This is a genomic window from Marinagarivorans cellulosilyticus, assembly GCF_021655555.1.
Lineage (GTDB): Bacteria > Pseudomonadota > Gammaproteobacteria > Pseudomonadales > Cellvibrionaceae > Marinagarivorans > Marinagarivorans cellulosilyticus.
On sequence record NZ_AP023086.1, the window covers coordinates 4039170 to 4052333 of the forward strand.

Annotated in this window: 11 protein-coding genes and 1 riboswitch; of the genes, 1 reads left to right on the forward strand and 10 read right to left on the reverse strand. The window is 47.1% G+C overall.

The genetic code is table 11. The features are described 5' to 3' along the window. Positions 1-35 precede the first annotated feature (35 nt). Positions 36-1364, forward strand: a complete 1329-nt coding sequence (locus tag MARGE09_RS16445; protein ID WP_236983740.1) for a DUF3530 family protein — start codon at positions 36-38, stop codon at positions 1362-1364. Between the two features lie 14 nt (positions 1365-1378). Here MARGE09_RS16445 and MARGE09_RS16450 read toward each other — a convergent pair whose 3' ends face one another. From MARGE09_RS16450 to MARGE09_RS16495, 10 genes are all read right to left on the reverse strand, one after another. Then, positions 1379-1909: a histidine phosphatase family protein gene (locus MARGE09_RS16450; protein ID WP_236983742.1), complete on the reverse strand. Its 531-nt coding sequence runs from the start codon at positions 1907-1909 to the stop codon at positions 1379-1381. Next, entirely contained in the window at positions 1906-2715 is an 810-nt protein-coding gene (locus MARGE09_RS16455; RefSeq protein ID WP_236983744.1) for an adenosylcobinamide-GDP ribazoletransferase, read from the reverse strand. The genes MARGE09_RS16450 and MARGE09_RS16455 overlap by 4 nt, the downstream gene beginning before the upstream one ends. An 8-nt stretch (positions 2716-2723) precedes the next feature. Further along, positions 2724-3797 (reverse strand): nicotinate-nucleotide--dimethylbenzimidazole phosphoribosyltransferase, encoded by a 1074-nt coding sequence (cobT, locus tag MARGE09_RS16460; RefSeq protein WP_236983746.1) that lies wholly within the window; start codon positions 3795-3797, stop codon positions 2724-2726. Further along, positions 3797-4405, reverse strand: coding sequence for a cob(I)yrinic acid a,c-diamide adenosyltransferase (gene cobO, locus MARGE09_RS16465; RefSeq protein ID WP_236983748.1), 609 nt, complete (start codon positions 4403-4405; stop codon positions 3797-3799). Before cobO ends, cobT begins: the two co-directional genes overlap by 1 nt. Positions 4406-4443: 38 nt before the next feature. Continuing rightward, positions 4444-6390 (reverse strand): TonB-dependent receptor plug domain-containing protein, encoded by a 1947-nt coding sequence (locus MARGE09_RS16470; protein WP_236983750.1) that lies wholly within the window; start codon positions 6388-6390, stop codon positions 4444-4446. Positions 6391-6543: 153 nt separating this feature from the next. Further along, positions 6544-6736, reverse strand: a riboswitch (cobalamin riboswitch). A 130-nt stretch (positions 6737-6866) separates the two neighbouring features. After that, on the reverse strand, positions 6867-8549 hold the full coding sequence (gene rpsA, locus MARGE09_RS16475) for a 30S ribosomal protein S1 (protein ID WP_236987395.1): 1683 nt from the start codon (positions 8547-8549) through the stop codon (positions 6867-6869). Positions 8550-8753: 204 nt separating this feature from the next. Continuing rightward, positions 8754-9644, reverse strand: a complete 891-nt coding sequence (locus MARGE09_RS16480) for a 5'-nucleotidase (protein WP_420828105.1) — start codon at positions 9642-9644, stop codon at positions 8754-8756. A 21-nt stretch (positions 9645-9665) separates the two neighbouring features. Further along, complete coding sequence (locus tag MARGE09_RS16485; RefSeq protein WP_236983754.1) at positions 9666-10670, reverse strand: 1-aminocyclopropane-1-carboxylate deaminase/D-cysteine desulfhydrase; 1005 nt, start codon at positions 10668-10670, stop codon at positions 9666-9668. Positions 10671-10747: 77 nt separating this feature from the next. Continuing rightward, positions 10748-11077: a preprotein translocase subunit YajC gene (gene yajC / locus MARGE09_RS16490; RefSeq protein ID WP_236983756.1), complete on the reverse strand. Its 330-nt coding sequence runs from the start codon at positions 11075-11077 to the stop codon at positions 10748-10750. Between the two features lie 113 nt (positions 11078-11190). Then, a complete protein-coding gene (locus MARGE09_RS16495; protein WP_236983758.1) occupies positions 11191-12186 on the reverse strand; it encodes a helix-turn-helix domain-containing protein in 996 nt (331 codons plus the stop codon). Between the last annotated feature and the right edge of the window lie 978 nt (positions 12187-13164).

Genomic DNA, 13164 nt, shown 5'->3' on the forward strand with positions numbered 1-13164 from the left:
TCTGCTATGTTTGGAGTAATCCATCAGAGGGTAACATGTTGAATAGCTGCACGGCACCAAGCACACCAAGGCACCCACCCATAAACACAGCGCCAATACAAAAGCTTCTGGGCAGCCTTGCCCTTTATTTTGCGGCACTGTTTTTGGGTGCAAGCTTAACGCTGCCAACCATAGCCAATAGCCAAGAAGCCCCCGACGTAGCCACGAAGGAAACGCCAAGCCCACCTAGCGATCAAGCCGATACGACCCCAGACGCGCAAAACCCCGACGACAGCGCACAAAGCAATACAGAAACAACCAAGCCTGCCACACCGACGCCACTCGGGCCCGGCCAGCAATACAGTTACAACCCTTTGCAGCAGCAAACACTGATCGAGAGCGAGCTACAAGCTAAACACACACAAGCGCAAAGTATTTGGCTAAGCGCTAACGATACCGATTTTTTAGCGCTATGGCATAAAGATACAAGCGGCAATCCACAGGGCGCACTCCTAATACTGCCAAGCGAAAATACCAACCCTGCCAATCAACACAAGCTAAACAACATTCAACACTATTTGAGCCAACACGGCTGGTCGACACTAACCCTGAGCCTACCCAAACAACAGCAAAAAATGCCGCCCAAGCGCCCCCCCGCTATTGTCGTTAAACCACAAACTGATCAAGCCGACACACCAGAAGATGGAACCCCCGACACGGAAAAGGACGATGAAACAGAAAAAGCTAACGCCGAAAAAAACAATGCCAACCAAACAGTCGATGAATCTAAAGTGGTTCACGACGATTCCGCCGAAGATTTATCGGAAGGCAAAATAATCAGCACAACAACACCCGACGACCCGCCCAACCCAGAACCCCAAGAAAGCAACGAAGCCGTTTTACCCGCCGAAGAAGTTGCTATAGCGCGCATTAAGGCCGGCATTAAACATTTAGAAAGCAAAAAACAATTTAATAATATTGTTTTTGCCGAAGGCATAAGCGCAGCGCGCATTATTCGCACGATATACTCCGAAGAAGCACAAACAGACACCACTGCATTCAGTTCGATTCGCGGATTAATATTGCTTAACAGCGCGCAAGAAATACAACACATCCCCGAGTTTGACTTTTTTAGTGCTTTCGAAAAAATCACCCTTCCTACATTTGATATCATAGAAAGCGCATCGGGTAGAGCCAACTTAGATATTGCCATGCAACAATTAACACAGCGAAAAAGACAAGCAAAAATAAGTGAAATGCCTGTTTATCTCAGCCGAAAAATACAACCCGCCGCGCAAGGCACCAAAGGGGAGCTACGCTTAACACGTATTATTCGTGGCTTTTTGTACCAACATGCTCAAGGCATGGAACGCGATACAAATTAAAGGCGCTGACGCCGCTACCGAAAATGCAAAGCCTCAGCATATGGAACTTGCATAGCAAGCGCTTGCGCCACACTCACGCCATTACACAATACCGCCATCGCTTTAATAACGCCGGCATGGCTTACCGCCGCAACATGATCAAGCCCTTGCTCACGGGCACGCAAACATGCATCGCGGCGCCACAATGCAACGCGGCGAATCAACACCTTAAAGCTTTCGCCTTCCGGCGGAGAAAACATTAAGGGTGAAGCTGCCCACTGATCCAGTGCTTCTCGGCTAATATCATCCCAAGGTACCCCTTCCCACACACCAAAGTCCAACTCGGCGAGGCGATCATCAGAAGACGCATCTCCCCATAAAAAATTCGCCAGCGCTTGGCAACGCGAAAGCGGGCTAGAAAACTTCAACATGGCCGACGCTTCTGGCAGCGAGCTAAGCAGCCTTTTGCGCTCACAATCACTCAATGCCTGAGCAACGACATCGCTGCGGCCATAGCACACCCCTTGCCGCGGCACTAAACAATGCCTAACTAGATAAAAATTCATGAAGGCAAGACAGCCACACAACCAAGGTAAAAAAGCACTTCAGACAATTGCTGTACCGCGCCCAAGCCATCGCCGGTAAAGCCACCAATGGCCCGCTTTAATTTTCGCATCATGTATTCTCGCCCCGCATAACCAAACGCTAAAGCGATTAATGCAAACCAAAAGCTATCAAAAGAAACAACAGTAAAAAATGCAACAGACAAAAACAGTAGCGGTATGCCGCTTCGACATAAAATCACCCCGCTGATTGCTGAGGCCAACGGCTTAGATTTACTACCCGGCGAATCCTGTACATACGGAAGCTGCCACATCACAGTTAAAGCCAGCCAACGGCTATAACCTTGCGCAAAAATAAAAATCAGTAGCATTTCAACCGCTGAACTTGCAAGGGTAAATAAAGCCGAATATTTAATAGCTAATATCCCAACAATGCCAACAATACCGTAGGTGCCTAGCCGGGAATCTTTCATTATTTTTTTTATCGCATCAGGTGTGTAACCGCCACCTAATGCATCACAGGTATCTGCCCAACCATCTTCATGAAAAGCCCCGGTTACATAAACGCATAAAGCCATCATTAGCAGCAATGCTATAGCCGGCGGAAACACCATTAAAAATACTGCGTACGAAGCCGCACCAAACAACCCAACAATTAACCCCACCAACGGAAAATAAACAGCCGACAGCTCTAGCAACTTCGCGCTAAAGCGAACTTTCTTAGGCGCCGGAAAGCGCGTAAGAAAAACACTCGCGTTAAAAAATAGCGTAAGTTGCGAGCTTACAATTTTGGACCACGGCTTAGCCACAAGCAAAACTAACGGTCACTCGCGCTAACCCCCGCCTCATCAAAAGAAGCCATTTCATTTAAAATATTAACCGCCGAAACTAACAGCGGATAAGCCATAGCACTGCCGCTACCCTCGCCTAAGCGCATACCTAATTGCAAAATGGGTGTACGCTTAAAATATTTTAATAACGCGCCATGGCCATGCTCAGCTGAGCCATGCGAAAAAAGACAATAATCCAACACCAAAGGATTAATAAGGGTGGCAACCGCCAAGGCTGCTGAAGCAATAAAACCATCGACAAGCACAACCATTTTATGACTAGCCGCTTGCAGATAGGCTCCTGTCATCATCGCTATTTCATAGCCGCCAAAAGCACTCAGCAAACGAACGGCATCTTTTTCTGCCCCATCCAAAAACGCTTTATGCTGCGCTAAACCTTTTTCGATAACAGCAAGTTTATGCGCAATACCGGCAGCATCTAAACCTGTGCCAGCACCCACACATTGCGCAAGCGGAGCCCCCGTTACAAAATGCGTTAACGCCGCCGCAGAGGTTGTATTGCCTATCCCCATTTCCCCCAGCAATACAACTTTACCCCCTTCATGCGACGCCGCGTTAATAACATCAGCTCCGGCTTCTAGCGCTAAAACGACGTCACCCGAAGTAATGGCAAGTTCTTTAACAAAATTGCGACTACCGTGGTTAATTTTTCGATTTTGCAACCCCGGTAAATCAGCAACATCGCCATTGATGCCCGCATCCACAATCCCAAGAGACATGCTATGCTGACGCGCTAATACGCTGATAGCCGCGCCGCCGGCTAAAAAATTAGCAACCATTTGCTGAGTTACCGCCTGAGGGAAAGCACTTACGCCCTCCTCGCACACGCCGTGATCACCAGCAAATACAAAAACTTGTGGCTTAGACAAAGTAGGCGTTAAGGTGTTTTGAATCATCCCTATGCGCAAAGCAATTTGCTCGATCTGCCCAAGCGACCCCAAAGGCTTCGTTTTATTGTTCAACTTATCCTGAATTGATTCACGCATCACTTCGTTAAGCGGCTCTATTTTTATTTCAGCCAAGCGCTCACTGTAAATCATTAAAAATCCACTCCCTTGCGCGCTTTTACCCCCGACTTGTAGGCATGCTTAATATCTTTAACCTCCGACACCGTATCGACTAGCGTTTGCAGCGCCGCGCCACCACCGCGCCCGGTAACGACTACACTTTGCTCGTAAGGCCGATTTTTCAACGCATCAAGAATCATTTGTTCACTTAAGTATTTATAAGCAATCATGTATGTTGCCTCATCCAGCACAACCAAATCGATCGAGCTATCGGTTAGTGCTTTTTCAGCATAACGCCAAGTTTCTTCTGCCGCGGCAATATCCGCCGTACGATCTTGGGTATTCCAAGTAAAGCCTGTGCCCATCTGGTAAAAATCTACCTCGGGGCATTTATCGCGTAAATAAATTTCCTCTCCGGAAAGCTGGGCGCCCTTAATAAACTGGATAACAGCCACTTTTTGGCCATAACCTAAAGCCCGCAACACCATGCCAAAAGCAGAACTACTTTTACCTTTGCCGTTCCCCGTTAACAATACCGACACGCCACGCTCAACATCAGCGGCAGCGATATTGGCATCAACCTTAGCTTTTTGTTTTTGCATGGCGGCTTTGTGTTTTTGGTTTTTATCTATCTCAGACATAAAGTTCTCACAAACACGTCCCTGTGCTAACTCAAAAATTAAAAGGTTACTTTAACGCCAGCAACCCAGTTGCGGCCATCTTCGTTATAAGATGGGTTAAGCGTATATTCTTTATCAAAGATATTATTCAATTTTGCCTGTACGCGGATGTGATCCGATACTTGGTAAGCGAAAGTTGCATTTGCGACCCCATAGCCTGCAGTGTAACCCGATTCCGCATAACGCTCACTCACCTTGCGACCCGACTGAATCTTTGCTTGCATCCCAAGTTCAACAGCGCCGGACGTCTTTTGCCATGCCAAGCGAAGCGTACGCTTTGCTCGATTATTCAGAGGCTGGGCTTCACTTTCTGACACATCAACCGCATCGAGATAATCAAAGGCCGCGCTCAACGAACCCAGCTTATCGCTAGATACACTACCAACCAACTCTACACCTTGAATATCGGCTTCACGGACATTACTCGGTGTAGAAAAATTAGTCCCATCTTCCAGCACGCTATAGGCTGTCTCAATTAGATTAGTAACCTCTTTTCTATAAAGCGCCCCACCAAGACTAAAGAAGGAGAAAGAGCCTTCATAGGCTATTTCAAAACTATCAGACTGCTCGGGCTCCAGATCTGGATTACCTTGGTAAACATGATATTGTCCCGGAGGCCACTCGTAAGCATATTCAGGGTAGTACGCCGAATTAAAAGTAGGAACAATAAAACCCTCAGCAAAGCGTACATGGATTTTGTGATTATCAACAAACGTATAAGAACCACCAATGTTCGCAGAATTCTCAGCACCAATTCCACTAGCATCATCGCGGCGTAAACCTAGAGCGTAAGAAAAGTCAGACACCCCACCAACCAACTGACCAAATATCGCATCTACCGATCGACTATCAACAGCCTCGCCATCTCGATTCGTATAAACCTGACTACTTTCAACGTCTGCAGTTAAATTCTCGAAACCCAAAACCAGTGTTTGACCTGAAAAATCAATTTGATTTAACCAGCTTACGCTTACATTGGTCGTGTTATAGATACTTTCAGAGAACTGCTCGCTAGGGTTTCGCGCTCTATCTACCGAGTCATCAGCCCCCCGCCCCACAGCCAGTGTTGTCCTGTAGAATTCATTCACACGGCGCGCACCTGACAACTGATAAACAGTTAATGAAGAATCTTGATATGGATCACGGATTGTTCCCAGTCCTCCATCGTATGAAGAGTCGTTACTATTCGTAAAACCTAGAAATGTTATCTCGGTAAGGTCGTCAGGACGATAACTAAGGTTGACCCCACCCCCTAAACGCTCATAGCCATCGGCATCCGAATCTGGATCTAGCGCGCCCTCGTGAATAAGACTATCAATACCATCCGACGATTCTCTTATGACAGCTCCAGCTACACCAACAGTATCGCCGGCATAATTTCCCGCAACACTAGCTCTATGATAATTGTGACTTCCATAGTCAACACCTAAATTTATACCTTTCGAATTCAGCGTGCCTGCCTTGGTAGTGATATTCACAACCCCGCCAATAGCATCACTCCCATAAAGCGCTGACGCAGCCCCTCGCAAAATTTCCACACGCCCAATGAGTTCAGGCGGCACAAGTTGATAAGTCGAGGCGCCGCTTGTTGCACTAGCAATCCTAACACCGTTGACCATTATCAACGATTGCTCTGAGCTAGACCCACGTATTTGAATACTACTGTTAGCCCCCCGGCTACCTGAACGTAAAACATCAACTCCAGGCTGCAAATCAAACATGTCATTAAGATCGTAAGGCTGAACCTGTCGAATATCTTCTGCCGTAAATTGACTGACAGAACCGATCACATCATCTAATGGCTGCTCAATGCGAGAAATTGTAACGATAGTTTCTTCTATTTCAGGAGGGGTAACCTCCAGCGAAAAAACAACAGTTGGAACAAAGGACGCAGCCATTACAGCAACGCTTAAAAAAGATTTTTTTTGAATTTTTGGAGAGATCATAGTCATTACTAAATATCAGTGAGTACTATGATGCTACAGGCAGGAAAAGCCGAACGGGAATGGTTATAACTTTTAGAAAAAGCCTTTAACACCAAACAGGAACTGCTGATGTCGCCCACCGCAACATCGTGAATACCTATTGGCTGACACTCAATAGGCGTGCACACTCAGGCCGGTATCCGGGCTCTTGGCTAACACGGCTATTTCACCTTCCCATGCTAAAAAACACAGTGGCATTTGAAATAACTAAACCAATTACCGTTGCGGGGGCAGCTCAAGCTCTACACTTGATTCCCGTTTAACCCAAATCGTAAGTTCTTTGGGCACCTCAATGCGGGCGCGAGTTTACTGGGCGCCGCTCGGGCACGCAAGGCGTTTCACATAATTATCTCGCCATAGGGCGGGCATAAAAAAAACCGCAAGCCCGAGGGCTTGCGGTTTCCGAAAGACATTCCCTAAAAGGGAGTAGTAAAAACTTACTTATCTTGGCTTTCGATTTGCGCTTTAATCAAGTCACCAATAGTGGTTGCACCCGATACAGCTTCAGATTGCTTATTGTGCTCTTTAACCGCTTGCTTCTCGTCCGCTACATCTTTCGCTTTAACAGAAAGAACAATCAAACGATTCTTGCGATCAACATTGGTGATTTTCGCTTCAACTTCATCACCTTCTTTCAACACATTGCGCGCATCTTCAATCTTATCGCGGCTAATGTCAGAAGCTTTCAAAGTCGCCTCTACATCGTCTGCCAAAGTGATGATAGCTGCTTTAGCATCAACTTCTTTAACAACACCATTTACGATAGTGCCCTTGTCGTTCTCAGCAACATAAGCGCTAAACGGATCTTCGTCCAACTGCTTAATGCCTAAAGAGATACGCTCGCGCTCTGGGTCGATTGCCAACACAACAGTTTCAAGCTCGTCGCCTTTCTTGAACTTGCGAACAGCTTCTTCGCCAGTCTCGTTCCAAGAAATATCAGACAAGTGAACCAAGCCGTCGATGCCGCCATCCAAACCAATGAAAATACCAAAGTCAGTGATAGATTTGATCTTACCGCTGATTTTGTCGCCTTTAGCGAACTGGTTAGAGAATGCATCCCAGGGGTTTTCTTGACACTGCTTGATACCCAATGAAATACGACGACGCTCTTCGTCGATATCAAGAATCATCACTTCAACTTCGTCGCCTAACTGCACAACTTTAGATGGGTGAATGTTCTTGTTGGTCCAATCCATTTCAGAAACGTGAACCAAACCTTCAACGCCAGTTTCGATCTCTGCGAAGCAACCGTAGTCAGTAAGATTAGTGATCTTAGCTTTAACTTTGGCGCCTTCTGGATAACGGCCAGTGATATCTGCCCATGGATCTTCACCCAATTGCTTAAGACCAAGAGAAACACGATTGCGCTCGCGATCAAATTTAAGCACTTTAACGTCGATTTCGTCACCAACATTAACAATTTCGCTAGGATGCTTAATACGCTTCCAAGCCATATCGGTAATGTGCAACAAGCCATCTACGCCGCCCAAGTCAACGAAGGCGCCGTAATCAGTAAGGTTCTTAACGATACCTTTAACAGACTGGCCTTCTTGAAGAGTGGCCAACAACTGCTCACGCTCGTGAGAGTTAGCTTGCTCCATAACAGCGCGACGAGAAACAACAACGTTGTTGCGCTTCTGATCAAGCTTAATAACTTTAAATTCAAGCTCTTTGCCTTCAAGGTGCGTGGTTTCACGTACAGGGCGAACGTCAACCAATGAACCTGGCAAGAATGCTCGAATACCAGCAACGTCAACGGTGAAACCACCTTTAACCTTACCGTTAATAATACCTTTAACAACTTCTTCAGCACCGTGCGCGCCTTCAAGAACTTTCCAGCTTTCTGCACGTTTTGCTTTTTCGCGTGAAAGTTTCGTTTCGCCGAAACCGTCTTCTACGCTTTCAAGGGCAACTTGAACTTCATCGCCAATTTCTAAAGTCAGCTTACCGTCTTCGTTGTAAAACTGCTCTGCGGGGATAACGCCCTCAGATTTTAGGCCTGCGTGAACAGTTACCCAGTCTTGGTCAACGTCGATAACTACACCAGTTACAATTGAACCGGGAACCATATCTACGGTTAATAAACTTTCTTCAAAGAGTTCTGCAAAGCTTTCGCTCATTGCGATACCTGTAATGTTTTTCATGGCACTCACCCAAAAAACGGGATTTGCCACTCACCGTGTTACCAGCGACACGGGTCTATTAATGTTTTTGCAACAACAGCCAGTGCTGGTGGTTCTACTGCTGCAATTTAAAGCCTCACAGAATATGAGGCGGGCGGAATCTACCAGAAAGACGAAGAAAACTCAAGAAGATTCAGAAAACTACTGATTGGCAACACCATGCGGGACATGCCCGGCTGCCACATGGGCGCTGGCGGAATCACAATGACTGCGCTGATCATCAAAAAACACATCGGCTCCGTAGGCCTTTAAAAACAACCCCTTATCCATTCCACCCAAAAATAACGACTCATCAATGCGAACCCCCCACGCCCTCAAGGTCAAAATAACCCGCTCGTGAGCAGGCGCGGAACGCGCAGTGACTAGCGCTGTACGAATTGGACACTCCCCCTCCGGAAACTCTTTCTGCAAAGATTGCAAAGCCGATAGAAAATGGCGAAAAGGACCACCCTCCAGCGGCTTTTTGGCCGACTCTTTTTCACTTTTAGCAAAAGCCTTCAAACCCTCCGCCTTATAGATGCGCTCAGCCTCATCACTAAAAAGTACAGCATCACCATCAAAAGCAAAGCGCAATTGCGAAGAAACCTCAGGCGCCCCGCCTGCCGACAAGAGCGTTGCTGCTGCCACGCCATTCTCAAGCGCCCGCCCCACATCCTCTGCATATGTCGACAAAAATAACTGACTATTAAAAGGAGCAATATAGCGGAACGGACTTTCGCCACCGGTAAAAGCCGCGCGGGTAATATCCAAGCCGTAATGATTAATCGAGTTGAACACCCGCAAGCCGGTATCTGCACTATTGCGAGACAGCAAAATCACCTCCACGCAACGCCTTCCAAGCAAAGTATTAATCCTTAGCAGCTTATTAACCATGGCGAAAGCCTGCCCGGGCTTTAGCACATCGTTTTCATGCTCAATTTGGTACTCTGAGTAAGCGCGAAGCCCCTGCGATTCAAACACTGCATGACTATCATCCAAATCAAACAAGGCTCGCGAACTAATGGCCACAACCAGCTTTCCAGCACCTTCCAACTCTGCCACACAACCCCCTATTTATCGCTCGGACCACCGCCGCTCGAACTCATTAACATAAGGAAAGACACCAAAGCCTCCCCCCGTATGGACAAACACCGCATCAGCATTAGACGCCAAACCATTTTGCACATCCGCAGTAAAGCCGTAAAAAGCCTTTCCGGTATAGACAGGGTCCAGCAGCACACCCTCCGTACTAGCCACCTTCAACGCCAAAGCCAAATCAGCCTCGCCCGGCTTGGCATAACCCGCACCAACATAAGCATCAACTGTTCTGTACCGCAGTGGCGCCTGCAAGCGAACATCAGGGTTGCGCCGCCGCCAATCGGCAATATCAGCCGCTACTTTTCGATCAAAATACGCTGCATCATCACACACAGCATAGCCCACCAAGTCGACTTCATAACCCGCCAACGCGAACCCCAAAGCCAAGCCCGCCTGAGTACCACCAGACCCAGTAGCGCAGGCAACCACTTCAGGGCTAATGCCTTCACGCTGAAAATCCTCAATCAACTCAAATGCGGCCGCTGCATAACCCCAAATACCCACCCCATCACTAGCGCCAGTCGGCACCTCCAACACCACCTCACCTTTAGCCTCATAAATACCAGCCCAATAAGACATAAGGCTCGGTAAGCCACTGGCAAATTCTTTGACGCTGTAAATAGAGCAGTCGGCGCCAGCCATTTGATCCAGCAGAAAATTCCCCCCAACGTTGCGCCCCTGGGTATCACGCAAAACCAAATGGCACGCCAACCCAAGCTGCGCACACGCAAAAGCAGTTGCCCTACAGTGATTCGACTGCACGCCACCACAGGTAATTATGCGCGTCACCCCCGAGCGTTTTGCATAAGCCAAAACATATTCAAGCTTGCGCACTTTATTACCGGATAACACAAAACCGGTTAGATCATCACGCTTCAACCATAAACGGGCATCTAGCGATTGATCAAAACGCGCCAAGCGGTGCATTGGTGTTGGCAGCTGCGCCAACCTTTCTTTGGCCGGCCAATAATCAGCAGTCATATACCCCCACAAGATACAGTTTCCGACAACCCAACGAAAAAAGCCCCGCTATTGCGGGGCTTTTTCACTTAAACCAACTAAATCGACTTCATTGTGCCCTTGGGCAAAACCGCATGCACTGCAGATTTTTGAAAGCGCAATTTAACACCCTCTCCGGTATCAACCGCAATGTACGACTCATCAACCTCTACAACCTTACCCAACATACCGCTTGTCAGCACAACCTCATCACCCTTAGCAATACCACTTACCAGCGCTTCATGCTCTTTTTGACGCTTGCGCTGTGGGCGAATCATCATGAAATACATGAGGACCACCAAGCCCACCAGCATCAGCAACGAAAACATATCGCCGCCACCTTGTGCGCCAGCATCTTGAGCCATTGCTTCTGGAATTAATAAAGACATAAACGTTTCGCCCCTTACTCTATAAAAAGGCGCAACTTTACAGAGTTTGCCCAACCCCAGCAACAAAAAAGCCCGCTAAGCGGGCCTCTATAAGGTAAGTGTTTTAGCTGAAGCTACACGTAATCGCGGAAAAGCTTGCGGAAAGTACTTGGCGACAACCCAGTCCAACGCTTAAAGGCATTGGTGAAACTGGTGCGGTCAGAAAAGTCGAGCGATACCGAAATGCTATCGATACTCATATGCTGCTTAACCAAATAATCAACCGCGTAGTGGAAGCGCACTTGATCACGCAAATCTGCAAAACTAATGTCCTGCTGCTGCAAGCGGCGCTGCAAGGTACGCTTAGAAAGGTTTAATTCTTCAGCGACATTGCCAATACCCAGCGGAGATTGACCGATGCGCTTGCGAAGCACCTCAACAACCCGCGACGGAATGCCATAAACTTCAGGCAACCTAGCTTGCTCTAAGTACTCATCCAAGGTCTTAACAGACCCCAAAGCAAACATAGCTTGATCTGTCATTTTGCGCTGAGCTTGGGTTTTGTGTAAATCATTCATGCAGGCGACTCCTTCTGCCAGTAATTCAAGCGATTCAATATCCGACGATTGCAGCTCCTTTGTCAAGTAGGAAGAAGCAAAAAACACGACAGCTAACGTCTCGCCTTTTGCCGTATGGACAGGAGCACCGACGTAGCTATTTACGATATGGCCATTATATGTACAAGCAGGAACAGATGTGGGGGTAGGCACAACCTTAGGGCTAACCATCGACTCTTCACGATCAAATATTTCAGATGCAAATGTCCGCTCGATTGTTAGGTGCTGCCCAACATAAAAGGAATCCGCGTGCTCACCCACAGCAACCACCTCGGCGACTTGTGCCGACAACTGTCGCAAAAGTAACCCGTAATCCATCCCAAACATCGCACATCCCAAGTCCAAATAGTGCGTAACGCCGGACGAACGGTCGTCGCCATGATTGGAGCGCACCAGCACTTTAAACAACGCTTTTAAGCGCGATTCCGAGTCACCAAGCGTTAGCGCAGCTATGTCAGGCTGAAAACCTGGCACAGAAACAGAGGGAGCATGAGAATGTGCATGAAGTTTCAAGTTAACCACCTACAAGTATTAATGAGAAAATAAAAAACCAACCAAAAGTAGCAAAAAGCAATAAGGAGAATTATGCGCCATATAACTTTTCAGACCATAACCCATTGCGCCACATTAATGTTATTCACGCCAATAATTGTCATGTTAGGCGCCAAACAATAACTTATCACGTTATACATCACGCTAAAACCGTTCAATTGTCATGGGTTTCGCGGATAATGGCACTTAAATCAATCGGTGGCACAAAAAACACAATTAATAATGCTGATGCCAAATCTAATCAAACACCTACATAAATACAAAGCATTTTTTAATACAAACGTTTATATTTTTTCGACAAGACAATAAGTATTAATGAATTGCACGCCACCAATAAGCAGTATAGCTGCGCCAATAGGCGTCATTTGAAGCCATTTAATACATTATTTTCGCTACAGGAGAACTTCACTAGCCTTAAGCTATTGATTAAAATCCATTTTATTTTTAATAGCTCATGCTTTATAGCGAGAACTCTTGTGGATATTTGGAGGAATTATCGGATTAGCGGGCAAAAAAAACTCCCAAAGTGGCAGTTTTTAATGGGCATGAGCCTTCGTTATGAGATAACTATGCAGCCGTAAAAAATATTGCTCACTTAGGGGGGGCTGATTGATTATTTTTCAGGCATTTACGCGTCTAGGTCTCGTGCATAGCGCCCAGCCCCAGCACGGATGCCAATGTCATTAATTTAGCAGCAGCCGACAATTTTTCTGGACTCGCTAAAGCCAATCCATGGGCGCTCCGCACGCACTCTGGAAAATCGGCTCCTGACCTTGCCATCCCTGCAAGAGCCGGCGCGTGAGGGTCCTGAAAACCTACCGCATACCGCTTAACTTTCCTTAAGTTAATGACATTAGCAAGGATGCGTGGGGGTAGACTTTGCAGAAGTACAAAGTCGTAGATGGCTTGAGCGGCCCAGAAAAATCAGTTTGCCGACGT